This window comes from Pseudoalteromonas sp. CO342X (genome assembly GCF_004208915.1).
Taxonomy (GTDB): domain Bacteria; phylum Pseudomonadota; class Gammaproteobacteria; order Enterobacterales; family Alteromonadaceae; genus Pseudoalteromonas; species Pseudoalteromonas maricaloris.
Map to the genome: position 1 here is coordinate 22,324 of NZ_SGPH01000014.1, position 26,154 is coordinate 48,477.

The following is a 26,154-nucleotide window of genomic DNA, read 5'->3' on the forward strand; positions in this document are numbered from 1 at the left end:
CTATATCCATATAGGCAAGGCAAAAATTTTGCTATTTAGTTGTTCTAAATGAGAAATTTTTAACGAAGCTAATATGCTATTTCACCCTTCAAATTGATTAGAGAATTAATTCAATTGGTATAAGGCTTACTTCTGCACTTTTGGCCATCGTCATCAGTGTATAAGTTGCCGTGGGCGCTTCGTGCAAATACCGTGTGCGGCAGCGTAGCTTTGCAATGCAACGGTACGGATCATAGAAACATATATCATTCAGGTAAATACTATGAAAAACAATAACATTCTATTTGTATCACTAGCTGCTTTAATGCTTGTTGCAAGCCATAGCTATGCTTGCTCAACTACTGAAACTGAATCTAACGACAGCGAAGGTAATGCCAATAGTGGAGTGTGTAATAACACGACAATTAGCGGCGAGTTATCCAGAGGTGATATCGACTGGTTTACTTTTGATGTAGCGGCGCCAGGTTCGATAGATATCTCGCTAGACCATAGCTCTGGTGATGATTTTGACTGGTTCTTATATCAAGAAACAGGCTCAGCAGTTGTCAGTAGGGAAACGAGTCAAATACCAGAAACGGGGAGTTTTTATGCTGAGACTGCAGGTACCTATTATATAAAGCTAACCCGATATAGTGGCTCTGGTTGGTATGATTTGATTGTGAATTTTGTCCAAGGTGAAACTCCTCCGCCGCCAACTGGAGAGTGTAATTACGGTATTCGTCCGTCAAAACCTGGGGCATTAAAGGCTTATCTTGCTGGAAATAGCTCAGACACGTGCAACACGCTCACACCGGATAACGGTGCCACGCTCTTAATGGGAGGAGGAACCGATGTTGATAATGCTTTTAGCCAAAGAGTAGCTCCTCATATTGGTAATGGTGCTGATGTGGTGGTACTGCGTACTTCCGACACGGACGCGTACAATGATTACTTACTTGGTCTGATGGCGGCAGATTCAGTTGAGACGTTAATTATTGATTCTGTTAGTAAGGCTAATGACCCTTATGTTGATTGGGCGATTCGCAGTGCCGAGTTTGTCTGGTTTGCTGGAGGCGATCAGTCTGATTATCTAAATAAATGGCAAGGAACCTCTGTCCAAAGCGCGGTGCAGCACGTTTTTGATAAGGGAGGTGTTGTTGGTGGTACATCAGCTGGAATGGCGTTACTGGCCGACAGTATTTACGATCCTGATGGTGTGCTCGGTGCTATCTCCAGTGAAGTAGTAACCGATTTTTGTCACGAAACACTGAATTTTAGTAGTCGGTTTGTTTCTATCCCTATGCTAGACAATGCGCTAACAGACACGCACTTTGCTGAGCGTGACAGAATGGGACGTGCAGCCGTATCTTTAGCTCGCCACAGTAGTAACTATTTTAATATTGCAGCGAGTGAAGCAACATCAATTTTCATCAATAGCGAAGGCGAAGGGATCGTGGATGGCAGCGCTGAAGTTTATATTCTCAAAGAAACAGCACAAACTAAAAGAACAGCACTTGCTTGCGGTCAAGCAGTACAATATCAAGACTTTTTGCGAGTTAAAGTGTTGCCGGGGCAGAGTTACAACATCTACACCCACACACATAGTAGCGGTGAACTCGCGGTCTCCATTAACGGAAACTTGAGTAACTTTTATTTACCCAATAACCCGTATTAAGCAGCTAAATACAATTACTTTTCTGACTTAATATTAACCACAACCCAATGCCGTTGCCGGTATTGGGTTTTATATCCGGAGTAAAAGCACCGTGCTAGAGTCGCATGATATTTTTGATCGATGCATTTTAGTTAGTTCATTTCTAATTCCAAGTTCAGATGAAATAGTAATTTTGTCTGTTTAACTTTATGCACTACTGCTGTAAGTTACGCCGACTAATTGTGAGTAAAGGTCGGTATTTTGGAAATTCGTCAAGTAGTGGGTTCATTAACACAAGTCTATTTTAATTTGGTGCAAGCATATGAAGCTGAGTTTTCAGTGTTGACGGAAAAATTACCAGATAGTAACGGTTTATTTCAGATAGATACGCCAATAGATGAGCAGCACCTTGGCTACTTGGCATATGAAAATGACCGCCCGGTTGGTTTTATCAATATTTTGAAAGTGCAAAATACTTTTGAGGTGTGTGAGTTTTATATCGTGCCTGCAGCGAGAAAACGTAAACTCGGTTCTTCATTTATGTCCAAAATATGGCAAATGTATCCAGGGCATTGGCAAGTCAAGCAAATTCAAGGCGCAGATCACGCGATCAATTTTTGGCGCAACGCATTGACGTTAAACGGTATCGACTACTGCGAATCTCAATATCAAGACGACTATTGGGGTGTCGTAAATAGACAGATCTTTACCGTGTAATGGGTGTATTTCGCGAAGGCATAATATCTAGGGGTATTATGCCTTCGCCATTATTAAATTTTACTTCTAATTAAATCTCTGACGAGCAATCTGGCTGGGTGGATTGCCTGATGTACACGCTCGCTTAAAGGTCTTGCTTCGCCAAGTAGAGTTGCAACTAAGTGCTCAGTAGCAAGTGGAGCGCTGCACAGTCCTCGTGCGCCAAAGCCGGTAACAATATGAATTCCTTGATAGGGTAGTGCTGGCTTCCCAAAACCGTAGTGTTTTCCCTTTCTTAAATTGGCAAACGCCGAGCAAAACTCATCGTTATGCTGGACTTGACCAAGCATAGGCAAATGATCGTTAAAGCAGCTACGTACTGCGGCTTTTGCTGAGGTGATCTCGCCAAGACTCGCGGCTAAATCCGTATCTTTATAAAAGCGTTCAAGCTGGGCACGGTTAACTGCATTGTCTTCGGCTTTTACCTCTCGGCTTTTGCTATTTTTTTCAAATGTCGCGCCCATACAATGTTGTCCATTCATTGCGGGAGTAAAGTACCCCTTATGGCAAAGTACGGTATTGAGTTTTTGTGATTCTTCTCCAGCATCAATATGAGAGACCTGACCGCGAACGCCGTGTAGAGGAATATGTTTGGTTTGCTCGAATCGGTCAGAATGCTCACCGCCACAGACAAAGACATCTGAAAACGGCCCAAACGTATTATCTTCACCGTGTAATAACCAGCCGCTCTCGGTTTTTTCGAGCTTTTGTATGTCAGTATTAAAATAAGTCGAAACTGCTTTTAATGCGTGAGCTGCATCAAACACAGCTTGCGTTACCTCTGCAGGGTTTAGCCAGCCAGCCTCAGGAATATAAAGTCCACCGTAAGGCAGCGTGGTATTTGCTATAACTGAAGCTTGTTTGGCGTCAACGGCATGAATTAAATCATGCGGCCAAGTTGCTTTTTCAGCTAGGTTTTGATGCTGCGCTCGTTTGGCCTCATTAACGGACTGCAAGAGTACGCCACACCAATCGTGCGCAAAGTGGTAGCCTGTACTTGCAATATGCTGATAAAGACGTTTTGCATATAAAAAGCTGTGGGCGTATAGCTCGCTCGAGGGCGTGTGATCTGCTTGCAGGTTTGGATATAGCGCGCCTTGACGATTGTGAGAAGCGCCTTTGGCTAACGCGTCGTCTTGGCAAAAAAGTGTTGCGCCAAGATTACGTTTACTAAGGTGGTACAACAAACAACTTGAGGCAATACCGCCGCCAATAATAGCGATGCTCTCTAGCTTACGCGGTGTGGTGCTGTAATACGCTGGAGTATTGTAATTTTTATTAGCACGATTCAGCGTTCCAATCACCATTTCGCGTTTGCGACCAAACCCTTTGACTTTTTTGCAATCAAACCCGGCGTCTTGTAGTCCCCTGCGGACAAAACCCGCGGCGGTGAATGTTGCTAAAGTAGCGTTATCTCGGCTCATATTGGCCATGGCATCAAATAGGCTTTGTTGCCACATATCTGGGTTTTTACTCGGCGCAAAGCCATCTAAAAACCACGCATCTACAAATCCAGCTTGTTCAAAACTTAGCTGTGGTAAATTATCGTGAATATCGCCAAACCATAAATCTAAGGTCACTTGACCATCGTCAAACTCTAGGCGATGGCATCCTTCAAGGGCCATCGGGTATTGTTGGCAAAGTTTTTCGGCGAGCGGGGCAAGCGTAGGCCAAGCTTGTAGCGCTTTAACTAAATCATCAATATGGATTGGATATTTCTCAAATGAGACAAAGTGAAGTTGGTTAACGCATGCGTCTTTGCTACGCTGGTTGAAGTGATACCAAGCGTTGAGAAAGTTTAATCCAGTACCAAAACCAGTTTCTGCGATGACAAATCGGTCTTTGCCATGATTTTGTAACCGCTCGTCGATATGGTTCTGAGTATAAAAGACGTAATGTGACTCAGCTAACCCATCATCGTTGGAAAAATAGACATCGTCAAAACTATCGGCAACAGGGGTACCAGCATCGTTGAAGTGTATTTGAGCGTTTTTTATCATGAAAGACTCTATGTTCGACTATTTGGGAACTATTTTACTGTCTTTCGACTCAATAGTCTGGTTGCATTTTTAGTTATTTAGGTTCAGAGTACATGTGTACGCTGGAAAGCTGACCACTTGGCGCTAAAATTCAGCGTATACTACGCATAATTTGTAATATCGAAGGGAATAAACCCATGAGAAGAGCCGTTATTACGGGGATCGGTGTTGTTTCGAGCATCGGCAACAACAAGCAAGAAGTTTTAGAGTCATTAAAAGCAGGTAAGAGCGGTATTGCTTTTAACCAAGAATTTGCAGACTACAACCTACGTAGCCAAGTGTCTGGTAAAATAGATATCGACGTAAAATCTCTCGTTGACCGTAAGGCACATCGTTTTATGGGGGACGCGGCAGCGTTTTCTTATATCTCGATGGCACAAGCAATTGAAGATTCAGGGCTATCAGAAGAGCAAGTATCAAACGAACGCACAGGCCTTATCGTAGGTTCTGGTGGTGGTTCGTCTAAGTACCAAGTTGAAGCCGCTGATATTCTGCGCGAAAAAGGCGTTAAACGTGTAGGGCCTTATATGGTTCCACGTACCATGGCAAGCACGACTTCTGCGTGTTTGGCAACACCATTTAAAATTAAAGGTGTGAACTACTCAATCAGCTCTGCATGTGCAACATCAGCACACTGTATTGGCAATGCAGTTGAACAAATTCAACTAGGCAAACAAGACGTTATTTTTGCTGGTGGTGGCGAAGAGTTACACTGGACATTGGCGATGGAATTCGATGCCATGGGTGCGTTGTCAACCAAGTACAATGAAACGCCTGAGCGCGCATCACGTACGTACGATGCAAATCGTGATGGTTTCGTAATCTCTGGCGGTGGCGGTATTGTGGTAGTTGAAGAGCTAGAACACGCACTTGCTCGCGGCGCGCACATTTATGCTGAAATCGTTGGCTATGGTGCGACATCAGATGGTTACGACATGGTAGCACCATCTGGAGAAGGCGCGGTACGTTGTATGAAGCAAGCGATGCAAGGTCTTGACGCACCGATTGACTACCTAAACACGCACGGTACTTCAACACCAGTTGGTGACGTGAAAGAGTTAGGCGCTATTCAAGAATTGTTTGGCGATAATTCTCCGGCTATTAGTGCAACCAAAGCAATGACAGGCCACGCACTCGGTGCGGCTGGCGTGCATGAAGCGATTTACTCTTTGCTGATGCTAGATAATGACTTTATCGCACCATCAATTAACATTGATGAATTGGACGAACAAGCACAAGGTTTAGACATTGTAACCGAGCGGCGTGATGGGCCGCTTAATACGGTGATGTCAAACAGCTTTGGCTTTGGCGGTACAAACGCAACACTTGTGATGCAAAAGTACAAAGGTTAAGCACTTTACACTTAACTTTATATCAAACACAAAAAAGCAGGCTAAGCCTGCTTTTTTCGTTCTGTTCGTATATTAAAATAAATTAACGTACATTGTGTTTCATCAAACGTTCTTTATCACGTGACCAGTCACGGTCTTTAATATCAGCACGCTTATCATGTTGCTTTTTACCCTTTGCAAGATAGAACTCGAGTTTTACCCAGCACTTTTTCCAGTACATTGCTGTGGCAATCAGAGAATAACCATCACGCTCGGTTGCACCGATAAGACGTGAGATTTCACGTTTATTTAGTAGCAGTTTACGATAACGAAGCGGATCGCATATCACATGTGTAGAGGCACTATTTAACGGCTGAATTTGACTGGCCAACAAATAGGCTTCGCCGTTTTTGATATGGATGTAAGTATCTGAGATATTGACTTTACCGGCGCGGATACTTTTTACTTCCCAGCCTTGTAATTCGATACCTGCTTCGAACTTTTCATGTAGTGAATACTCATGACGCGCTTTTTTATTTAGCGCTATGGTATTGCTATTTGATTTACTTGAATTTTTCTTTGCCATAATGGCTTAGTCTACCTATAAATCCTGTTTTAAGACAGCGCTTTTTCATTAATGTGACGTATTTTTACTTAGTCAGTGGCTGCAAACAAGATAAATCTGCAAAACCTTGGTAAAATCCTTGTATTAAGATTTGGAGTGTCTATGCCACAGATAGAAAAAAGTGCTTTGGTGATGTATAGCACCAAGGAAATGTTTGAATTGGTCAATGATGTTGACGCTTATCCCGCATTTCTACCGCATTGCTCAGATGCAAAAGTTATCAGCAATGATGATCAAGGGATGACCGCGAGTCTAGAAATTTCGAAAGCCGGCCTAAAAAAGTGGTTTACCACAAAAAATGAATTTGACGGCAATCGAGTAAAAATGTGCCTAGTAGATGGACCATTTAAGTCTTTAAATGGTTATTGGGAATTTACCGCGCTTGATGAACAGGCTTGTAAGGTGAGTTTAAAATTAGAGTTTGAATTCGCGAGCAAATTAATTGAGATGGCGTTTGGCAAGCTATTTAATGAAGTGGCCAAGAATATGGTGTCTGCGTTTACCCAGCGAGCCAAAGTTGTTTACGGAGCGAGATGATGATAAAGGTTGAAGTGGTATTTGCATTGCCAGACAGCGCGACGTCATTGTCGGTTGATGTGCCTGAAGGGACGTCTGTTGAGCAAGCAGTACTACAGTCAGGGATTTTAGAAAAATGCCCAGAGATAGATGCGAATGATTTGACGCTCGGGATCTGGAACCGAACGGTAAAATTACAGCAAGTAGTCAGTGATGGTGACAGAATCGAAATCTATCGTCCGTTAATTGCTGACCCGAAAGAAGCGCGCAGGCGCCGTGCGGAGAAAGCAAAAGAAGAAGGTCGTGCAAGCAAAGTTACCGGTGGGCGACCTGTCTCTTTAGGAGATAAGGAATAATTAACCTGAACTTCGGATAGTTAATGCCTTTCTAGCAGCCAGTTTTAGCGCTAACTGCGTTGAATTCACTTCCAATAGCCAACTATTGGTGCGTAAATTCGCCTTGTTATCCCTAAAACTCTCTGGCTAGATAAGGGTATAATTTAATGTGGTATTAAAAACAATGAGTTAGCTCATTCCTTATCCAAACCTCAGGCTAATTAAAAAAGGGGAAATACCTTTCCCCTTTGACTACGAAATAATGTGTGCCCTTTGACTCTATGAGTCTAAAGGTGTGTTAAATTCTTCTGGCTCTTCGAAGTCGCCGCTTACGCGAACTAATTTGTCATTCTCGAAATAAACGCTAAATGACTTTCGGACCTCAGAGTCTCTGTCAATATTAAATACGTATTGGTAATGCCAGACATTGTTATTAAAAGTGTCTTTTGCAAGTGGTGTACCTAGTACATATAGCACTTGCTCTCTGGTCATTTGGACGCGAAGCTTATCTACATCTGACTGCTCTAAGAAATTACCTTGTGGCACGTTGATGCGATAAATCCAGCTTGAACAGCCAGACATAAAAACCGTCATAACTACAGCACTGAGCCAAACAGAAAGGGTTTTATTAGACAGCATGAAATTGTGTATCCTTATTATCAGTTGTTTGCATGATACCGATTGCACAGAGAAGGTAAAGTCTCTTAGCGGAATTGGACTGCACTAAGTGTAAAAAGTTCGTACATAAGTTGCAATAGTCATCATGTGCAACACAAATTGTTGATAAGATCTTGAGGAGAACCACGAAGTGCTAGGAAAAATGTTATTTAGCGAGCCCAATAAAACGGATCACCAAGCTACTTGGAGCTTATATATCCTAGAAACGCGCTTTGGTCATTGGTACACAGGAATAACAACCAATGTAGAGCGACGCATAGAGCAGCATCAGGCTGGGAAGGGGGCAAAAAATTTAAAAGGTAAAGGGCCCTTAACGTTAAAATACCAATATCGAGTCGGCACTAAGTCCCAAGCTGCAAAACTTGAGTGGCATGTTAAGCAGCTTACAAAAGCACAAAAAATTCAGCTAGTAGAGTCAAGTGGTGAGCGAGTTAATGACAAAATAAAGTCATTGATGAGATTTACCCCTGCCTGATACTTATTTAAATCCATATTATCTAATGTATCTCTTGTAGTGTGATGATGTTTGTCTTCACCCATACCGAAATAAATATAGGGTATCCCTTGGCGATAAAAGGCGTAGTGATCGCTTGCTTTGTGCCAATCAATTCTTGGATTGTTTGTATAACGCTCAATTTGTCGTTGTGACGATACTATAGTCAATTTGATTTGATATTTTGCCTTGTTCTGGAGCTCAGTTTTATATTCCTTAAAACCCGGTGAAAACAACGCAAATAAACGGTTGTTGTTATTTATCCCTAACATATCGAGGTTGATATTGAGTTCAACTTCCTGAGTAAGGTGTTTGGCATAATATTTTGCACCATGTAAGCCGCGCTCTTCAGCATCGGTTGCGACAAACAATATATCGCGAGCGCGATTTGTTTTACTGAGTTGCCTAGCCATGTGTAACATCGCAGCTACGCCAGATGCATTATCATTGGCGCCTGGATAATGTCTCTGTCCTGTGGTTCCTAAATGGTCGTAATGCGCACTGATAACAATGGCCTTGTCACAACGAGGTTGGGTGCAAGGCAAAGTCGCTGTGATGTTGTGACCTGCGTCTTTACTAAAAATGCCGGCTCTAAAGGTAAAGTGCTGATAGCTCGGATTTCCACCTAATTGCTCAAAAGCAGCAAAAATATATTGTGCACTGATGTTAGGCGATTGGGCTCCACTTTTACGGCCTTGGTGACTAATGCTCGTAAGTGTTTGTAAATCCTGTACCAATATATTATCAATTTTAGCAATACTTGGATGTTGCGCCTGCGCCACTGCACTCGTGGTACATATCGCGGTCAGCATTATGCCGAGTAGTTGGAAAGGGAGCTTCTTCATTCTTATTATTATCTCTCATCGTTGTCTGTGGAATTTAACTGGTTGCTTGCAACACCTCTCAATAAGGCTAATTTTCCTTCGTAGCGTGCTTTGTCGTGCTCGAAGACAGATGCTTTGTATGCTTTATTGAGGTAATACTCTGCTTTTTCTCTATTCCCTTCTTCAAATGCGACTTTTGCTAATCCAAAGAAACTGCCGTGAATACTATGGTCGAGTTGATAAGCTTTTTGATAAAAATGCTTAGCGCGACTTAAATTTCCATGCTTAAACGCTTCATTACCCAACACTAGCATATAATAGGGATTGCTCTTTCTTAAGTTGTGAATATTGGCTTCGATCACTTTTGCTTCGTGGTCACGCTCTGTGAGGTGGTAAAGTTTTGCAAGATTGCCTAGTGCGTTTCGATTGTCATGATTAATGGCAAGTGCTTGGTTATATGCGCGCTCAGCAAGGTCGTACTGTTGAGTTAGGCGATATAGGATCCCAAGATTACCCCATGCGCCATCGTGATAGGGATCGCTCTCTACCGCTGCTTTGTAGTAACTGTAGGCCATGTCAAGGTCGCCATTAATCATTTCCATGGCACCTTTGTTGTTATAAAACATGGATAAGATAGTGTTTGTATCTATTGCCGATGTACTAAAATGTTGTGCTCTGCTATTAGGGTCGAAGTCTACGGTAACGGAAGCGGGTTTGACATACAGTGTCTTTACAGAATCTTGGGTATTATCCACTTCAAAGATTTTTATATTTACGTGCCCAGTGAGCAAGCTGTAGCCTTGGCTCTCGTCCCAATATTCGGGTATGTGTACACGTTGAAATTGTGTTCTCAAACCCACTTGTCTCGCGATAGCATGGGTTAAAATTGAAAGCGAAAGACAATTGGCATTCATATTACTAAAAGCTTGGTTGGCAGTGAGATTAGCACCAGATAAATATGACATTGAATCGTCGCCACTATTGACCAAAAACGCCATCAACATTTTTGCGCGTTTAACGCCAATTTCGTCGTTATGAAAATATTGCGCGAGTTTTGCTTTAATTTGATTGTTTAGCTGAAATACCTCTGAGTATGACTCTACAGGCTGGATATTAAATTGATGCTTTGAATTAAGAATTGACGTGTCTATCGTCGCTTTGGGAGTGCTATTACAGGCACTAAGTAAAACACTAAGCACAATAATAGAGAACTGAATTACTATCTTCATACAACCTCCAGATTGGGCATTCGGCTGACTTTTAGTTATGGCTTAATTGCTTACCTTTGGCCCTTACTATTATTGAATTTAGACTATAATTGCAAAATTTGCGCGGTGTGATTGTTACACCATGTAACAAAGAGACAATTTGAAAGGGTAAGCCTACAAGACGAAACATGCAGGCTTATTTTAGAGTTGAACAGAGGTTAAAAGCTCGCGACGAGATCATCAAGCGCTTTTGCTGATGCAGCAAGACGCTGAATTGATTGTTCCGTGTCAAGTTGCTCGTTCATCACGGCATCGCTTATTTCGCTAATTTGCTCGATGTTGCGGCCGACGTCCGCGACGACATTACTTTGCTCTTCTGTCGCTGTTGCGATAAGCGCGGTCATGTCATTTATTTGATTTGCGGTTTCCGATATTTCCAACATTAACTCCACTGACGATTGCATTGTTTGAACACTTTGCTCTGCTTGTTCACTGGATTGTTGGATTTGGTTTACGACAGCGCCAGACACCTGAGTTAATTCAGATATCGTTGCTTGGATCTCGTCGGTAGATTGTGATGTACGGCTCGCAAGCGCTCTCACCTCATCTGCAACGACGGCAAACCCACGGCCATGCTCACCCGCACGCGCAGACTCAATCGCGGCATTGAGTGCAAGCAAGTTGGTTTGCTCAGATATGCCTCTGATCACATCAACGATGTTGGCAATGGACTGTGTTTTTTCGGCCAATGTAGCGACTTGACCTGCCATATTTTCGATGTCACCAGCAAGTAAGTGAAGTGTTTCTTGGCTTTCTTGCACACCTTGACGGCTGCGCTTAGTTGACGCTTTACTTTCTTCTGTTAATTTTGCCGTATTGGTCGCGCTGCTCGCTATCTCTTGTACTGTCGCACCCATTTCATTGATTGCCGCGGCAACAGACATAGTTTGAGACTTTTGTTCATCCAGAGACTGAGAGTTTTGCTGGCTCTGTTTAAACACGGCTTCGCTCGTCACGCGAATTGAACGGCTCTCTTCCGCAACCATGTGGATAGCTTCTTCGATCTTAGCCATAAACTGGTTGAAGCCGCCAGCCAAAGCATGAAGTTCAGGTTGTGCTGAGTCTGGTAAACGATAATTGAGTTTTGCGTCGCCGCTGCCAAGCTGTTCAAATAAATCTGCCATCTTTTTAAGTGGCGCGCTTAAGTTTTTAGCCAGCAGCATACTAAAAAAGCTCGCCACTAGCGCAATCACCAGCGAAAAACCAATGATTTGCCACTGCAAAGAAGTGATCCCACTATTGATTTCACTGGTTGGCACTTGGGCAATAACAAGCAAATCTGTGTTTGGAATTGGGCTCGCTGCAACTAAATTGGTTTCGCCATCCACTTCCAACTCTTTAACGATAAATCCACCTGTGGAGGTAAAGTCGCGACTGTGCTGGCCGTAAAAGTCTTCAATCGAGGACTTTGCGACTTTGCTTGCATCTGGGTGCAATTGCACCGTACCTTGCCTATTAATGACGAAAACAAAGCCACTTTGCTCGATTTTCATATTAGCAAGCATCGCCTGCATGTCATCAATACTTTTCGCAAGTCCAGCTAAACCAACACCGCTTAGCTGTTGATGGTTTACAAACATTTTTACATCGCCCGGTGCTTCTTGATAGATACTAATAGAGTATGGCGAGCCACTAGTGGTAAAGCCGAAAAACCAACCATCCTGCTCTCTATTTAGTACTCGCAGAAAGCCGTTTTGATTCCAATATTGATTGGTTTCGCGGTTAGCCCAAGAAGCCGTAACTAAGTCATACTGCGCCGCAATACGCTTGAGTTCGTTGACAAGAAGTTTTTCGTCCAAAGTATTTTGCTTGGCACTTTGGGTGATTAATAAATTGCTTGAAAGCTGCTCGGCTGCATTTTTCAACGTGTCTATCTGCTTGCTTAATGATTTATTGATACTTTCTATCTTGCTTGGCAATTCAGACTGCATCATGCGTTCATTAATGAGCGTTTTGGCGCTGTAAAGCGAGGTAAACCCGATTAAACAAGCGACAGCAATCGCAATGAGACTACCCAAAAGGGTAATTCTTTGAGTAATTGTTAAACCTGTGTTTTGCATTCGATTAGTGTGTGTAATCCCGTGGAACCGATTATTCTAGCATAGTAAATAACCAGCTCGGAACAAGTAACAATCCAAGTCACAAAAAAATAATTTTGGTTTATAAAATAAAGTTAATCTCAGTATTTAGTGTTAACTGTATTTGAGTTAAATGGGTGGTCATGTTGAGAAATAGAGATAAAAGGCCACAATCTCAGGGTGGAAAGTGGCCTTGGTTACTAACAAGCGAACTAGTTTGCTATATTATTGACGCAAATTTATTTCTACTTACTAAACAATCTTTTTCATATCGGACATGTAACCGCGAAGGATTTCACCTATTTTTTCTACCGGATGGTTACGGATCGCACGGTTTACAGCTATGAGCTTTTGGTTGTCAGCATAATTGTCACTGTCTAACAAGCCTTCACCAATCTCACGTTTTGTGATTGATTCCATAAATGGCTTCAATAGTGGTAGACATGCGTGATTATACAGGTAGCAACCATATTCTGCGGTATCAGAAATAGTACGGTTCATCTCGAACAGCTTTTTGCGCGCAATGGTGTTCGCGATTAGCGGCGTTTCGTGTAGTGATTCGTAGTACGCTGATTCATCAATAATGCCTGCTGCTGTCATGGTTTCGAACGCTAGCTCTACACCAGCTTTGACCATAGCAACCATCAAAATACCTTGGTCGAAGAAAGTCTGCTCTGAAATCTCAGCATCAGTATTCGCTTGCTTTTCAAACGCAGTTTGTGCGGTTTCTGCACGCCATGTAAGCAATTTATTGTCGTTTTCAGCCCAATCAGCCATCATACCTTCTGAAAACTCACCACTGATGATGTCGTCCATATGCTTGTTGTAGAGCGGGCGCATGATGTCTTTTAGTTGCTCACTCAGTTCAAATGCGCGTAACTTAGCGGGGTTAGACAGTCTGTCCATCATATTGGTGATACCACCGTGTTTTAGCGCTTCAGTGATGATCTCCCAGCCATATTGTACGAGCTTTGATGCATATCCAGGTTCAATGCCTTCTTCTACCATTTTGTCAAAGCATAGTAGTGAGCCAGTTTGCAACATACCACATAGGATGGTTTGCTCACCCATTAGATCTGATTTTACCTCAGCAATAAATGATGACTGCAATACGCCAGCACGATGACCACCGGTTCCCGCCGCATATGCCTTAGCTTGCGCGAGACCTTTACCCTCAGGGTCGTTTTCAGGGTGAACTGCAATCAGCGTAGGTACACCAAAACCGCGTTTGTACTCTTCACGTACTTCTGTGCCAGGACATTTTGGTGCAACCATAATTACGGTGATATCTTCACGCACTTGCATACCCTCTTCCACGATGTTGAAGCCGTGAGAGTAGGCAAGTGTTGCGCCTTTTTTCATTAACGGCATGACTGCGTTTACAACAGAAGTATGTTGTTTGTCAGGGGTTAAGTTTAGAACCAAATCAGCTTCAGGAATGAGTTCTTCATAAGTGCCAACAATAAAGCCGTTTTCAGATGCATTAAGAAACGATTGACGTTTTTCTTCAATTGCTGAAGGACGTAGTGCGTAACTGACGTTCAAGCCAGAATCTCTTAAGTTTAGACCTTGGTTCAAGCCTTGTGCGCCACAACCAACGATGACCAGTTTTTTACCAATCAGAACGTCGACACCTTGTTCGAATTCTTTTGGATCCATGAATTCACATTGAGAAAGCTGAGCTAATTGCTCACGTAAAGATAAAGTATTAAAGTAATTCGACATGATATTTCCTGATTCTGTAGAAATAGATTGAAGTCAGAGTAGGGCGAACTTTTGATTGCGTAAAATGATATATTTGAACTATAGTGTTTCAAAAGGTGAAATACTATGAATCACAAACAACTTAAATATTTTTTGGCACTTGCAGATACGCTGCATTTTTCTCGGGCGAGTGAACGCTGTTTTGTAAGTCCTCCGACATTAAGCCGTCAAATCAAGCAGTTAGAAGAGGAAGTTGGCGCGCCTTTATTCCTACGAGATAATCGCACCGTTGAGTTGACTCAGCAAGGCAAGGCGTTTGTTCATTACGCGCAAGCGACATTAGCAAGCTGGCGGCAGTTTAAGAGTGAATGCGTTGACGATGATAAGCCTTTGACTGGTGAGCTGAGTTTATTTTGTTCAGTGACCGCGACTTACAGTTTTATTTATGATCTTTTTTCCAAGTTTCGCCATCTGTACCCGCAAGTAGAGTTAAATCTTATTACTGGTGATCCCGCGCATTCAATAGCAGAAGTGGCTAGTGGTAAGGAAGATGTTGCGGTAGCAGTGAAGCCAAAACATCTACCGAACGGTATTGAGTACTTGCCAATCGGCCGTTCGAGATTGGTGTTTATTGGCCCAACGATGGACTGTCCGCTTAAGTCTATTATTGATGAATATAGTCATAGCGAAATGCCGTGGCAGAGGCTGTCTTTTATTATGCCAGAGCAAGGCGTGTTAAAAGATCGAATTGATAACTTTTGCAAAAAACACAATTTTGTTCCTAAAGTTTATGCGCATGTTTCGGGTCATGAAGCTATGGTTGCGCTCGCGAGTTTAGGGTTTGGTATTGCGTGTGTCCCCGAGATAGTAATTAGTCAAAGTCCATTTAAGAATCAAGTTCAGCTTTTACAGCTTAGATCGGATGAAATTGAAATTGGACTTGTAACTAAGAATAAACGGTTATATGACCCAGTTGTTAAAGCACTTTGGGATACGGCAAAAGGATTATTTACGCTGTAAAGCATCCATTCAGGTTGCGTGACTACACTGTGTTCATCTATGTTGAATGAATGAGGTGCGTCCGTGTCCACTATCTTGGTTGCACAAAGCAATAACAATATATTGACATCACAACAAAAAATGCTTGAAGAGCAAGGCTATACTGTTGAGTTGTTGAGGGAATTAGGTCAATTGAATGGTTTTTCAGGGAAATCTATTAACGGTATCGTGCTTGATCAAGCTATCGCATCCGTACCAACCTGCGATTCAATCAGCCAATTTAGACAAAGATTCAAAGCCCCTGTGATCGTCAGTCTTGACAGCGATGACGAGGATGTTCACAGCCTGTTTTTAGAGCTCGGTGCTGATGAAGTTATTTCCAAAGATGCAAAGCCTAGATTATGGCGAGCTCGGCTCGATGCAGTGTTAAGAAGGCAAGCTGCAAACTCGCAGTTTGACGATGAGCCAGAGCAATTAACCTTTGGCCAACTGCATATCGACAAAAACACCAGGCGCGTGAGTTATGGGCAGGAGCGCATTGACCTCACAACCCATGAGTTTGAGTTGCTATGGTTACTTGCGAGCAATGGCGGCAAAGTAGTGAAACGTGACTTTGTATACGAGCAGATCCTTGGCAAATACTATCGCCCAGATACGCGAACAATAGACGTCCGCATCTCTCGTTTGCGTAAAAAGCTACACGATAATCCGAGTCGTCCAGAGAAGATCAAAACGATTTGGCGTCAGGGTTACTTATTTGTTACTGACGTTTGGAACTAAAAAGTAACAATTTGATTTAACGCAAAGATACTTCGAATTTTTCGAATGCTCAATTCGGAGAAATTTGTGAAACAGGTTTCTGATACAAAGGGATAACGTCATTTTTATGATGTTATCCCTTTGTTTTATATGGAGTATCCGTATTCTCTTTCACGAATGGTAGCGCTGGAGTAGTTAGCTGTTACGTAGCATTTTTAAAAAAATTGTTATTTATACAATGCAAATAATATTGATTGCTATTTAGGTGTGTGTATACTTTACGCCTAGTTATGAAAATATAAACATAATTAGTCTCAAAGGAACAATTCAATGGCACTTAAAAAGTCTCTGTTAACGACTGCTATTCTCGCTGCAACTTTAGGCCTCACCGCATGTGGTGGCTCTAGCAGCAACTCAAATGACAACGATGATAACAACACAACACCACCTCCAGCCACCAATGCTGCACCTACTATTACCGTAGACAGTGCATCAGTATCTGAGGATACGCTTGGTGCTGCGGTTGCAAATATCTCTTTTTCTGACGATAGCGATGAAGTAAGTGCATTGACACTAACCATCTCTGACAACCGTTTTGAAATTGTTGATGGTGCGGTTAAGCTCAAAGCTGCAAACGCACTAAACTTCGAACAGGTTGAAGGCGGTAAAGTATCGGTAACTATCACTGCAACCGACAGCAAAGGCGAAAAAACAGAAGTTGAAGCTGAAATTGCTGTTCAACAAATTGCTGAAGAAAACAAAGCGGGTGTAAACCGCTATGCCTTTAATAACACACAAGGCGAATCTTCAGTTTCTTATTCTGGCCAAATCGCACGTCACGCAGCTATGGTTCATATTAAGAGCCTAATGGGTAAGCTTAATAATGAAACTGTGGGTAATGCGGCGGAGCAAAAAACAGCTGAAGCGGCAATCACTGAGATTAAAACCTTCTTAATGCCGACAGACACAGTGGTCTTGGATGAAACCCTTGATTTCGCTGTTGCCGCAAACGCTGCACAAACTACATTAGGACAAATTTCAAGTTCACTGAAAAACGTCGCTGGCGAAGGTGGTAAAATTGCGGGACGTGATACCTCTAATATGCATAAAGCATGGGAAGAGGATGGTGTCATGGCTGGTTGGGTTAACTTTGGTACACAGCCAAAAACACCTGAAGGTTTAGCCCTACACTATTTAGACCTGCTACAAGCGCAACTTCAGCAATTTGAAAATGGCTCAACAATCAAAGCAGAGCATAATGGCACAGCTATCACGCTGAACAAACTATATGTAACACCGGAAGGCCTTGATCTTGCCCAGCTAATGCAAAAACACTTAAACGGTGCAGTATCGCTTTCTCAAGGTGCGGACGATTATCTAGATGATTTACTCATTGGTGAAAAGTCAGCTGATAACGCGACATTAGCGGATGGCAAAAGCTACACTGAACTTGAACACAAGTTTGATGAAGGCTATGGCTATTTCGGTGCTGCTGTTGATTATCTAGACTACACAGACGATGAACTTTCAGCTAAAGGTGGCCGTGAAGCGTATGCAAGTGGTTATCATGATTTGGATAATGACGGCGAAATCGATCTACTATCTGAATTTAACTTTGGTAACTCAACCAATGCAGCAAAGCGTGACCGTGGCACTAAATCTAACGCTAACCCAACAGACTTCAGCGCTGAAGCACAATTAGCATTTATTGAAGCGCGTAAACTTATCAACGCTAATGTTGGTACTAATGTTGCGCAGTGGTCAGACGAGGACAAAGCACGCTTAGAAGCATTGCGTAATCAAGCGTTGTTAGCATGGGAAAAGTCTATCGCTGCAACCGTTGTGCATTATATCAATGATACAATCTCAAATGATGATGGTGATTTAGATGATATCGCATCAGGTGATTTTGATGCTGATCAATTCTATGCAGTAGCAAAGCACTGGTCTGAAATGAAAGGCTTCGCATTAAACTTCCAGTTTAATCCGTTTTCTCCTGTTACAGATGCAGATTTTGTTAAAATCCATGAATTAATGGGTGATAAGCCTGAATTCGCGGCAGATAAAGTGGAAGCTTATAAGACTGCTTTATTGGAAGCGCGAGAAATCATTGCAACTGCATATGATTTCGATGCTGAGAATGTTGCCAGCTGGTAATCTAAATTTTCGTTTATAACGTTAAAAGGTTAGCCGTTAATTCTGCTAACCTTTTGTTGTATATAGATAATAGAGAATACAAATGAGAGTATCTAAACGTTTAAGTGCTGCTGCCGTCGCTGTGGCTTTGGTATTGTCTGGTTGTGGTGAAAGTACTTCAAGTAGCCAAGGACCTGGAGTGAAGGATAATAACTCTGGAACGGATAACCCAACTTTACCTACGCAATTTGATGAAGCGGCCCTGGTAAGTAACCTTGTGAATAATGTGCTTACCCCTGCAATTGAGCAATTCAATGAACTCGCTGTAACACAACAACTTGAAGTTGCGAGTTATTGTAGTGCTGAAAAAGTACTGGCTGAAAATACCGCTGCGTTAAAGCAAAATGCTCAACAAAGTTGGCGCAACGCTATGGTTGGGTGGCAGTATGTTGAATTGATGCAAATGGGTCCACTTACTGCCAATAGTAAAGAGCTTAAAAATAATATTTATGTTTGGCCCGCTACAGGCTCATTATGTGATATCGACTTGGATGTAGTGTATTTTGAGGATGGCGTTATTAACGGTAATGCTAGCAATCCTTATAATATCTCTGAGCGTACTGCAAACCGTAAAGGCTTAACTGCCTTAGAGCACCTTCTATTCAATGCCAATCTTGATCACAACTGCTCGTCAGTGAATGATGCGTTGGCACCATGGAATAGCCGTTCAACTCAGGAAAGAGCGGTTGCGCGTTGTGAGTTTGCGACGGAAGTGGCTAAAGACATTGAAGCACAGAGTAGTTCACTTCTGTCTCAATGGAGTGGAGAAAATGGCTACGCAGCTAAACTTGTTAATGCAGGACAACCAGGGTCACCGTTTGACACGCCTCACTTAGCGCTCAATGAAATATCAAAGGCGCTATTTTACATGACCGAAGAGCTAAAAGACGGCAAAATAGCGACGCCGTTAGGCCTAGGTTTTCCGAATGCGTGTGGTTTAGAGGCTTGCCCTGAAGCGGTGGAGTCGCCAATTGCAGAACATTCGAAAGAGAATTTACTTGCTAACATCAGAGCATTTAGAAACATCTTCACTGGTAATGGCCAAGATGCTGAGAATACATTGGGCTTTGACGACTTTTTAGATGCTGAGAATGGTAGTGATGTAAAAGAGCGCATGCTTGCAGGGCTAGCTGATGCAGAAGCTACTCTGCTTGCGATGAATGCGAGCCTGAAAGCTGAGCTTGCAGGTTCTACAGAGCAAGTGACGCAAACGCATACAGACGTTAAAAAAGTGACGGATGATTTAAAGACCGAGTTTATCGAAAAGCTCGCCCTAGAACTTCCACAAACTTCGGCAGGTGACAATGACTAAGCGCATGAACATGAAGAAATCTTTATTAGCGGTAGCGGTAATTTTTGCACTACCTCAAGCGCAAGCTGCGGATGATAATCAAGATATTGAGCATATCTCTATTATCAGCCATCACGATAAATTGCGAAAAGAAGCCGGCTCTGCAACCTTGTTGTCAGAAGCGCAGTTGGCAGAATACGAATACGACGATATTCACCGTATTCTTTCCAATGTACCTGGCGTTAATATTCGTGAAGAGGATGGTTATGGCCTGCGACCAAACATTGGTTTTCGTGGTGTAACACCTGAGCGAAGCAAAAAAATCACCATTATGGAAGACGGTGTGCTCATTGGCCCAGCTCCTTATTCTGCGCCGGCTGCTTATTATTTTCCGGTTACGACTCGTATGACAGCGGTTGAGGTGTTCAAAGGGCCTGCGGCTATCAAGCATGGTCCGCAAACAATTGCTGGTGCGCTCAACTTAGTGACTCGCCAAGTGCCAGAATTTACAGAAGGCGGTATTGATGTTGCGGCTGGCAGCGACGGTTATTCCAAAGCACACGGTTACTACGGTTCAGTAGTAAATAATGTCGGCTTCTTATTCGAAGCGGTAAACCTACAAGCCGATGGTTTTAAAGAGCTTGATGGCGGTGGTGATACGGGGTTTGAGAAGAACGATATATTAGCCAAGTTTAATTATAAACTTTCTCAAGGTGAGCTAAACCATACGTTTGGCTTAAAACTCAGCTATGCCGACGAGTTGTCCGATGAAACTTACCTTGGTTTAACGGATGCAGATTTTGCTGAAAACCCGTATCGTCGATATGCAGCGTCTCAGCCTGCAGAGATGGATACTAAGCATACTCAGATAATGTTATCCCATGTGCTTGATGGCAAAGACTTTAACGTTACAACAAGATTGTACCGTAATGACTATGAGCGAGCTTGGCTCAAGCTCAATAGTGTGGGGAGCAAAAGTGGACCATCACTGTCAAAAATCATGGCAAACCCAGAGACTTTTGCAAATGAGTACGGCGTGATCACAGGGGCAAGGGACTCTGTCGTTGCGGGTTCAAATATCTTTTTGAATATGGGAACTAATGATCGTGAATATTTCTCTCAAGGTCTTCAAGTCGATGCCAATACGAGCTTTAGCCTGTTTAACTTAACCCATGACGTCGCAGTTGGTGTGCGTTTCCACGAAGATGAAATTGAGCGCAAACACTTTGAGCAAGCGTATGCAATGGAAGGTGGTTCACCTGTGTTGCTTGAGGGTTCAAAGCAGTTTACATCGCTGAATACTGAAAATACCAAAGCGTGGTCGGTATATCTAGAAGATAAAGTACAATTTGATGCGTTGACACTAGGCCTTGGTCTTCGTGGCGAACTGATGGACATGTCATACCAAGACAATAAAAATGCCGATGTTTGGATTGATAAAACCACTCGTATTTGGCTACCTAGCCTAAGTGGTTTCTATCAGCTTTCTGATGATGCTGGTCTCTTATTTGGCGTGCACCAAGGTTTTGTACCTTCTTCACCACAACAAGATCCGGATATAGAGCTTGAGAAGAGTGTTAACTACGAATTTGGTGGGCGCTTTAATGATGGTGTGACGCAGTTTGAGATTGTGAGCTTTTTCAATGACTATGAGAATCTGAATGAAAGCTGTGGTCAGTCTAACTGTGGTGTTAATGACCAACAAGACCAGCAGTTTAGTGGCGGTGAGGTGGATGTTTACGGTCTAGAGATGCAGTTTGCGCAGCGTTATCCTTTGAATCTTCAACTGGATATCCCTTACAGCCTGACCTACACCTATACTAAAGGTGAGTTCCAAAATGAGCGTGCGACAACGTTTGCACAATGGGGTTATATTAAAAATGGTGATGAGCTTCCGTATTTGCCGTCTCATCAAGCCACTTTTAATATTGGCCTTGCAGCAAGTGACTGGAAAGTTAACGTAGCTATCAAATATATCAGTGAGATGAGCGAAGCTGCTGGCAGAAGCACTGAAGACTTTGAGCTTGTACTTGAAGGTGCCAAGGTGCCTAGCACAACGATCGTTGATGTATCCGCAAGTTACGAGCTAGGTCAGTATGGTCAAGTTTATGCTAAAATCGACAACTTGTTCGACGAAGCAGAAATTGTCAGTCGTCGCCCGTATGGCGCACGTCCGGGCAAACCAAGACAATTTAGTGTAGGTTATAAATACCAGTTTTAATTGATTGTCTATGCGGCTCTTGAGTAAGAGCCGCAGCTTCATGGCGGCTTGTCGCTAGACCAATGGAGCTATTCCAAAAATATATGAATTCATTGTTTCTTTTTGATGGAAATGACTATGTTAGAGCAATTATGGCAAAGCATTACTGAACTCCCTGGCTACTTGTTCGATGCCAATAAAAGAGTGTATTTGCCATACTTGTTTAGTGCTATTTTAATGGCTGTTCCTGTTTATATCGCCACAGAAAAAGCGCGCTCTGGTAAAGGTTTTTTAAAGTTTCTGTTTCCCAAGCAAGTGTGGTGGTGCAAAAGCGCCAAGCTCGATTACTGTTTATTGCTCACAAATCGATTGATAAAGGCAGCGACGTTTACGCCTATCGTGTTGACTATGGTACCGGTGGCGTTGGGGTTATCAGGTGGGCTTGAAGTGCTTTTTGGCCCAGCGTTACATCTTGAAGCGCCAGAATGGGTGGTGATTGGACTATTTACGTTATTTTTGTTTATAGTCGATGACCTCACTCGGTTCTTGCTGCACCTGCTCCTACATAAAATCCCATTCTTTTGGGAGTTTCACAAGGTGCACCATTCTGCAAAAGTCCTGACCCCCTTTACCATTTATCGTTCACATCCCGTTGAAAGCTACCTGTACGCCTGTCGTATGGCATTAACCCAAGGAATTGTGGTTGGAATAGGGTATTACGTATTTGGCAGTAGTTTGAGTATGTACGATATTCTTGGTGCGAATGCGTTTGTCTTTTTATTTAATATCTTTGGGGCCAATTTAAGGCATTCACATATCTGGCTGAGTTGGGGTGATAGACTAGAGAATTGGTTTATTAGCCCGGCACAACATCAAGTACATCACAGTGACAATCCAATTCACTTTGATACCAATTTAGGCTCAGCACTTGCCATTTGGGATCGGATGTATGGTTCGCTGATTAAGGCCTCGAGTGCGGGTAAAATTACCATTGGGGTCGGACAATATGATGCAGGGCATGATTCACTGACCGCGATTTATTTGAAGCCATTTAAGCAGGCTTGGAAAACGTTATTACCGAAAAAGAAAAATAACCCACCACTTAAATCTTCGCAGGGTGACTAACCTAGGTTATTCAGCTCTACTTCTTTGCAGGGAAAAGTTGCTGTTGCTAATCGCCGTAATAGCTTACGTTTTTTATTACTGTGAATAAGCATACTTAGGTAAAAGGAAAAGGCTTATCGTTGGAAGAGGAAAATAGGCTGACGACGGGCATTGTCAGCCTATGTGGGAGAGTAGGCTCCCTAAATCTTTACTAGTGTAGTTGCAATGAAGGCTTGCTGCGGAAAAAGCCTAGCTCATTTAACTTCTCAATTAGTTTTGGATCGTCTAAACGGCTCGGAGTTTCTTCATCTCTTAAATAATGATCGTTTGGTACTGCGTGCATATCGAGCATTTTATGAAATAGGATATTGCGAATTGCCAGCGCTGTCATGCCGCTGTCCTGAATTGCGTCTAGTCTTTCTTGGAGGTCTGAAAAAGGCGCAGCCTTGACGTCATCCACTACTGCAGAAAATTGACCATTAGATTTATTCTTAATCATAAAACCCCCAAAGGTATAGCTTGTTCACAATCCAGTGACACGATGTTCAAAAGGCATTCGGTATCAATTTATGTTCATAAAATAGATACTTACGCCATGTCCGATGTGATCAGTTTACTCTGAAGTGGGGGCAAATTACCATCTTGGATGTAAAGCTTTGTAAATCGAATAATGAGAGGAATGAAACAATGAAAATAGACGTCTAGACGTAACACAATGATCTGAATATGAAAATAGTTCTCAGTACCAATTATGATACTGAGAACCAATATCTAATTTAAGTAAATAATTTCTCTTTTACGTGTTCTGCAAAACCACTACCTGCTTCAAGGTAGAAGTTATAGGTAGAATTCACGCCCATTTCTTCTAATTCCTTCTGTTGGTCAGGGTAGTTCGCAATGGCGGTAACTTGGCCGTTATAACCCGATGCTTTGAGCTGTTCTAGTGCGTAAATGTTTTGCATATGCTTTGGCATCGCGAGCATTACCATTTCTACTTCAGAATGATTTACACGTTGCCAAAAGTCAGGATCGGTTGCGTCGGCAGTCAATACTCTGCGGCCTCTGGATACATGTTTTTCAACTACCTCTGGCTTAATATCTACACCTGCAACGGTGTCTGGGAAGCTAGCTTGTATCGTTTCATAAGCACCTGTTCCAATTCTTCCCATGCCAAATATTACGATTTTGGTATCGGTTAGGTTTACGGGGAGCTCTTCTTCTAAGCGGTCTTGGCTTTCAAACTTTAATAACCAAGGCTCTAATTTAACGTAGATTTCGTTAGAGCGTTTGTTTAGCGGAGACGCAATCACAAAAGTAATAGAAACAGCAATAGCCACGACTGCTAACCAGTCAGGAGCAACCGCACCAGAAGCAGATGCAACAGCACACACGATAAGACCAAACTCGCTATAGTTAGTGAGTGTAAAAGCGCTCAATAGCGATGTACGAGCACGCAATTTGAACATATTGGTGAAGAGATAATAAAGTGAGACTTTAATCGGTAGAACAATTACCAGTAGAATCGCTATTAAAAGTGCGTCCAGTGTAATCGTGGCATTCAAACCAATATTCAAGAAAAAGCCAACAAGCAAGATGTCTTTTACATTCAGTAGTGATTTTGATAACTCACCGGCTTTTTTATGTGGGGCAAAAATCATACCCATGATCAGCGCACCGAGATCTCCTTTGAGACCCGCAAATTCAAAGGCATGATAGCCTGCGACTAGCGCAAAAAAGAAGCCAAAAAGAGGAAGTAACTCACCATGCTTTGAACGGCTTAATACCCAAAACATAACTGGGCGTACAAGCGGTAGCACTACAAGCAGTGCCAGTGCCCAAATATTGGGTACTTTGCCCGTACTGACGGCGAGAAAGATAACCGCAAAGATATCTTGCATAACCAAAATACCGATTGAGATTTTACCGTGAAGACTTGCCATTTCACCGCGTTCTTCCAGCACTTTTACCGCAAAAACGGTACTGGAAAAGCTAAATGCAAAGCCAACCAATAAAGCGCTTTGCCAGTCTAGGTCAGTAAATAAAGGTAGGCTCATCGCCCCTAGCATCAACAACAGGCTAGCGAAAAACGCCGTACTGGTAATGATGTGCATACTCGCTGGCGCCCAAACTTGAGGCTTTATCAAGTTACCAACTCGTAACTTTAAGCCGATGCTGAAAAGCAGCAGCGTGACACCAAGATCTGCCAGTTGGGTAAGTAAGTCCGTGGTTTTATGGCCAAGTAGGTTTAAGACAAAGCCTGCCATCAAAAAACCAATTAAAGGAGGAAGCTTTAATTGATAAACAGAAAATCCGCATGCAAATGCGACAGCAAAATAGAGCAGTTCCATAACTTTAAATTTTTATCCAAGATATGAGCAGTGTACCAAAACCTCCTGATATATAAATTATAAATTTTCGCTGACAAGTTGGAAAAAATATGGTTATGATGCAGGTAAGGACATACCGGACAGGAGACGTAATGTTTAAGAAGATCCTAGCATCTGTCGGTATCGGTGCGGCAAAAGTAGACACTGTATTGGAAACAGAGCATTTGCACCCGGGACAGAAATTTCAAGCGCAAATTGTAGTAAAAGGCGGTGACGTTAGCCAAGAAGTAACAGGTTTAGAGCTTGCGCTAATGACAAGAGTTAAGGTTGAAGGGGAAGACGGAGAATACTTTAGTAATCATGTTATTGACCGTTGGCGTGTAGGTAATAATTTCACGATAGGCCCAGGCGAAGAAAAAGTTATTCCTTTTGAAGCTCGACTTCATTCAGAAACACCAATCACAGAAATCAATGCAGGCTTCAACCGTTGTCATGTTTGGATTGAAACTGGCTTAGACATTGATTTAGCAATCGATCCGTCAGACAAAGATGCTTTACACATTTATCCAAATGAAGCAGTGAAAGCATGTATGACAGCGATGGAGCGTTTAGGTTTCCATTTAGTGAAAGCGGATGTAGAAAAGGGCTATTTACGAGCGTCTGAGTTTCAGTCTGTTTCTGGTTGTTACCAAGAATTAGAATACCGACCAAACTCACGTGCATTATTTGGACTACAAGAAGTTGAGCTTTCATTTGTACCTGAAGCGCATCGAACTCATGTACTGATAGAGTTGGACAGAGCGTTTCGAGGGGATGGTTACGTCGATCTAACGATTGAGCACGATCACGTAAATATCTCTCAATTGTGCGATCAGTTGGAGCGGCTGTTCTCATAATCACTTAATTTAATCAAACGCCCAGCTTTGTCTGGGCGTTTTTATTTCAAGCATAAATGATACCAATTAGTCTTAATAAAGCTAATTGGTATGACAGAGAAT

The 26,154-nt window shown here is 42.6% G+C and carries 22 protein-coding genes; 13 read left to right on the forward strand and 9 right to left on the reverse strand.

Annotated features, from left to right (window positions below; all coding sequences use genetic code 11):
- Window positions 1-262 precede the first annotated feature (262 nt).
- Both EXT47_RS06165 and EXT47_RS06170 read left to right on the forward strand, forming a co-directional pair.
- A complete protein-coding gene (locus EXT47_RS06165; RefSeq protein WP_130126125.1) occupies window positions 263-1,654 on the forward strand; it encodes a pre-peptidase C-terminal domain-containing protein in 1,392 nt (463 codons plus the stop codon).
- Window positions 1,655-1,894: 240 nt separating this feature from the next.
- Window positions 1,895-2,350 (forward strand): GNAT family N-acetyltransferase, encoded by a 456-nt coding sequence (locus EXT47_RS06170; protein ID WP_130126126.1) that lies wholly within the window; start codon window positions 1,895-1,897, stop codon window positions 2,348-2,350.
- Between the two features lie 53 nt (window positions 2,351-2,403).
- Here the strand turns inward: EXT47_RS06170 and mnmC are convergent, their stop codons facing one another.
- Complete coding sequence (gene mnmC, locus EXT47_RS06175; protein WP_130126127.1) at window positions 2,404-4,389, reverse strand: bifunctional tRNA (5-methylaminomethyl-2-thiouridine)(34)-methyltransferase MnmD/FAD-dependent 5-carboxymethylaminomethyl-2-thiouridine(34) oxidoreductase MnmC; 1,986 nt, start codon at window positions 4,387-4,389, stop codon at window positions 2,404-2,406.
- 176 nt (window positions 4,390-4,565) lie between these two features.
- Here mnmC and fabB point away from each other — a divergent pair, with 176 nt between their 5' ends.
- Complete coding sequence (gene fabB, locus EXT47_RS06180) at window positions 4,566-5,780, forward strand: beta-ketoacyl-ACP synthase I (RefSeq protein WP_010379118.1); 1,215 nt, start codon at window positions 4,566-4,568, stop codon at window positions 5,778-5,780.
- 82 nt (window positions 5,781-5,862) lie between these two features.
- Here the strand turns inward: fabB and smpB are convergent, their stop codons facing one another.
- Entirely contained in the window at window positions 5,863-6,345 is a 483-nt protein-coding gene (gene smpB, locus EXT47_RS06185) for an SsrA-binding protein SmpB (RefSeq protein WP_010379116.1), read from the reverse strand.
- 141 nt (window positions 6,346-6,486) lie between these two features.
- On the opposite strand from smpB, the gene EXT47_RS06190 reads away from it, so the two are divergent.
- Together EXT47_RS06190 and EXT47_RS06195 are read left to right on the forward strand one after the other, a co-directional pair.
- Window positions 6,487-6,921 carry a type II toxin-antitoxin system RatA family toxin gene (locus EXT47_RS06190; protein WP_017215972.1) on the forward strand — a complete coding sequence of 145 codons (435 nt, stop codon included), beginning with the start codon at window positions 6,487-6,489 and terminating at the stop codon, window positions 6,919-6,921.
- Complete coding sequence (locus EXT47_RS06195) at window positions 6,921-7,256, forward strand: RnfH family protein (RefSeq protein ID WP_052258375.1); 336 nt, start codon at window positions 6,921-6,923, stop codon at window positions 7,254-7,256. The genes EXT47_RS06190 and EXT47_RS06195 overlap by 1 nt, the downstream gene beginning before the upstream one ends.
- Window positions 7,257-7,514: 258 nt before the next feature.
- Here the strand turns inward: EXT47_RS06195 and EXT47_RS06200 are convergent, their stop codons facing one another.
- On the reverse strand, window positions 7,515-7,874 hold the full coding sequence (locus EXT47_RS06200; protein ID WP_010373815.1) for an outer membrane protein assembly factor BamE: 360 nt from the start codon (window positions 7,872-7,874) through the stop codon (window positions 7,515-7,517).
- A gap of 181 nt (window positions 7,875-8,055) precedes the next feature.
- On the opposite strand from EXT47_RS06200, the gene EXT47_RS06205 reads away from it, so the two are divergent.
- Window positions 8,056-8,388: a GIY-YIG nuclease family protein gene (locus EXT47_RS06205; RefSeq protein ID WP_130126169.1), complete on the forward strand. Its 333-nt coding sequence runs from the start codon at window positions 8,056-8,058 to the stop codon at window positions 8,386-8,388.
- Here the strand turns inward: EXT47_RS06205 and EXT47_RS06210 are convergent.
- From EXT47_RS06210 to ilvC, 4 genes are all read right to left on the reverse strand, one after another.
- Window positions 8,316-9,251, reverse strand: coding sequence for a M20/M25/M40 family metallo-hydrolase (locus EXT47_RS06210; protein ID WP_130126128.1), 936 nt, complete (start codon window positions 9,249-9,251; stop codon window positions 8,316-8,318). The genes EXT47_RS06205 and EXT47_RS06210 overlap by 73 nt on opposite strands.
- 8 nt (window positions 9,252-9,259) lie before the next feature.
- Complete coding sequence (locus EXT47_RS06215; protein ID WP_130126129.1) at window positions 9,260-10,459, reverse strand: tetratricopeptide repeat protein; 1,200 nt, start codon at window positions 10,457-10,459, stop codon at window positions 9,260-9,262.
- Between the two features lie 197 nt (window positions 10,460-10,656).
- On the reverse strand, window positions 10,657-12,558 hold the full coding sequence (locus EXT47_RS06220; RefSeq protein WP_039497349.1) for a methyl-accepting chemotaxis protein: 1,902 nt from the start codon (window positions 12,556-12,558) through the stop codon (window positions 10,657-10,659).
- A 270-nt stretch (window positions 12,559-12,828) separates the two neighbouring features.
- Window positions 12,829-14,301 carry a ketol-acid reductoisomerase gene (gene ilvC / locus EXT47_RS06225; RefSeq protein WP_039497351.1) on the reverse strand — a complete coding sequence of 491 codons (1,473 nt, stop codon included), beginning with the start codon at window positions 14,299-14,301 and terminating at the stop codon, window positions 12,829-12,831.
- A 105-nt stretch (window positions 14,302-14,406) separates the two neighbouring features.
- On the opposite strand from ilvC, the gene ilvY reads away from it, so the two are divergent.
- The 6 genes from ilvY to EXT47_RS06255 all read left to right on the forward strand — a co-directional run bounded on the left by ilvY (window position 14,407) and on the right by EXT47_RS06255 (window position 22,850).
- A complete protein-coding gene (gene ilvY / locus EXT47_RS06230) occupies window positions 14,407-15,300 on the forward strand; it encodes an HTH-type transcriptional activator IlvY (protein ID WP_010605095.1) in 894 nt (297 codons plus the stop codon).
- Between the two features lie 63 nt (window positions 15,301-15,363).
- On the forward strand, window positions 15,364-16,059 hold the full coding sequence (locus tag EXT47_RS06235) for a response regulator transcription factor (RefSeq protein ID WP_010373828.1): 696 nt from the start codon (window positions 15,364-15,366) through the stop codon (window positions 16,057-16,059).
- A gap of 309 nt (window positions 16,060-16,368) precedes the next feature.
- Window positions 16,369-18,195, forward strand: a complete 1,827-nt coding sequence (locus EXT47_RS06240) for an Ig-like domain-containing protein (RefSeq protein ID WP_130126130.1) — start codon at window positions 16,369-16,371, stop codon at window positions 18,193-18,195.
- Window positions 18,196-18,277: 82 nt separating this feature from the next.
- Window positions 18,278-19,546, forward strand: a complete 1,269-nt coding sequence (locus tag EXT47_RS06245) for an imelysin family protein (RefSeq protein ID WP_130126131.1) — start codon at window positions 18,278-18,280, stop codon at window positions 19,544-19,546.
- On the forward strand, window positions 19,539-21,746 hold the full coding sequence (locus EXT47_RS06250; protein WP_130126132.1) for a TonB-dependent receptor: 2,208 nt from the start codon (window positions 19,539-19,541) through the stop codon (window positions 21,744-21,746). The genes EXT47_RS06245 and EXT47_RS06250 overlap by 8 nt, the downstream gene beginning before the upstream one ends.
- 117 nt (window positions 21,747-21,863) lie before the next feature.
- Complete coding sequence (locus EXT47_RS06255; protein ID WP_130126133.1) at window positions 21,864-22,850, forward strand: sterol desaturase family protein; 987 nt, start codon at window positions 21,864-21,866, stop codon at window positions 22,848-22,850.
- Between the two features lie 190 nt (window positions 22,851-23,040).
- On the opposite strand, the gene EXT47_RS06260 is transcribed toward EXT47_RS06255, so the two are convergent.
- Together EXT47_RS06260 and EXT47_RS06265 are read right to left on the reverse strand one after the other, a co-directional pair.
- On the reverse strand, window positions 23,041-23,328 hold the full coding sequence (locus EXT47_RS06260) for a hypothetical protein (protein WP_039497363.1): 288 nt from the start codon (window positions 23,326-23,328) through the stop codon (window positions 23,041-23,043).
- A gap of 277 nt (window positions 23,329-23,605) precedes the next feature.
- On the reverse strand, window positions 23,606-25,177 hold the full coding sequence (locus EXT47_RS06265; protein WP_045963476.1) for a cation:proton antiporter family protein: 1,572 nt from the start codon (window positions 25,175-25,177) through the stop codon (window positions 23,606-23,608).
- 131 nt (window positions 25,178-25,308) lie between these two features.
- On the opposite strand from EXT47_RS06265, the gene EXT47_RS06270 reads away from it, so the two are divergent.
- Window positions 25,309-26,052: a sporulation protein gene (locus tag EXT47_RS06270; RefSeq protein WP_010605088.1), complete on the forward strand. Its 744-nt coding sequence runs from the start codon at window positions 25,309-25,311 to the stop codon at window positions 26,050-26,052.
- The last annotated feature ends 102 nt before the right edge of the window (window positions 26,053-26,154 follow it).

Excerpts from the sequence above, each read along its gene's own strand:
- EXT47_RS06165 (WP_130126125.1), top strand. The coding sequence starts at position 263 with ATGAAAAACAATAACATTCTATTTGTATCACTAGCTGCTTTAATGCTT.
- mnmC (WP_130126127.1), bottom strand. The coding sequence starts at position 4,389 with ATGATAAAAAACGCTCAAATACACTTCAACGATGCTGGTACCCCTGTT.
- fabB (WP_010379118.1), top strand. The coding sequence starts at position 4,566 with ATGAGAAGAGCCGTTATTACGGGGATCGGTGTTGTTTCGAGCATCGGC.
- smpB (WP_010379116.1), bottom strand. The coding sequence starts at position 6,345 with ATGGCAAAGAAAAATTCAAGTAAATCAAATAGCAATACCATAGCGCTA.
- EXT47_RS06190 (WP_017215972.1), top strand. The coding sequence starts at position 6,487 with ATGCCACAGATAGAAAAAAGTGCTTTGGTGATGTATAGCACCAAGGAA.
- EXT47_RS06195 (WP_052258375.1), top strand. The coding sequence starts at position 6,921 with ATGATAAAGGTTGAAGTGGTATTTGCATTGCCAGACAGCGCGACGTCA.
- EXT47_RS06200 (WP_010373815.1), bottom strand. The coding sequence starts at position 7,874 with ATGCTGTCTAATAAAACCCTTTCTGTTTGGCTCAGTGCTGTAGTTATG.
- EXT47_RS06205 (WP_130126169.1), top strand. The coding sequence starts at position 8,056 with ATGTTATTTAGCGAGCCCAATAAAACGGATCACCAAGCTACTTGGAGC.
- EXT47_RS06210 (WP_130126128.1), bottom strand. The coding sequence starts at position 9,251 with ATGAAGAAGCTCCCTTTCCAACTACTCGGCATAATGCTGACCGCGATA.
- EXT47_RS06215 (WP_130126129.1), bottom strand. The coding sequence starts at position 10,459 with ATGAAGATAGTAATTCAGTTCTCTATTATTGTGCTTAGTGTTTTACTT.
- EXT47_RS06220 (WP_039497349.1), bottom strand. The coding sequence starts at position 12,558 with ATGCAAAACACAGGTTTAACAATTACTCAAAGAATTACCCTTTTGGGT.
- ilvC (WP_039497351.1), bottom strand. The coding sequence starts at position 14,301 with ATGTCGAATTACTTTAATACTTTATCTTTACGTGAGCAATTAGCTCAG.
- ilvY (WP_010605095.1), top strand. The coding sequence starts at position 14,407 with ATGAATCACAAACAACTTAAATATTTTTTGGCACTTGCAGATACGCTG.
- EXT47_RS06240 (WP_130126130.1), top strand. The coding sequence starts at position 16,369 with ATGGCACTTAAAAAGTCTCTGTTAACGACTGCTATTCTCGCTGCAACT.
- EXT47_RS06245 (WP_130126131.1), top strand. The coding sequence starts at position 18,278 with ATGAGAGTATCTAAACGTTTAAGTGCTGCTGCCGTCGCTGTGGCTTTG.
- EXT47_RS06250 (WP_130126132.1), top strand. The coding sequence starts at position 19,539 with ATGACTAAGCGCATGAACATGAAGAAATCTTTATTAGCGGTAGCGGTA.
- EXT47_RS06255 (WP_130126133.1), top strand. The coding sequence starts at position 21,864 with ATGTTAGAGCAATTATGGCAAAGCATTACTGAACTCCCTGGCTACTTG.
- EXT47_RS06260 (WP_039497363.1), bottom strand. The coding sequence starts at position 23,328 with ATGATTAAGAATAAATCTAATGGTCAATTTTCTGCAGTAGTGGATGAC.
- EXT47_RS06265 (WP_045963476.1), bottom strand. The coding sequence starts at position 25,177 with ATGGAACTGCTCTATTTTGCTGTCGCATTTGCATGCGGATTTTCTGTT.
- EXT47_RS06270 (WP_010605088.1), top strand. The coding sequence starts at position 25,309 with ATGTTTAAGAAGATCCTAGCATCTGTCGGTATCGGTGCGGCAAAAGTA.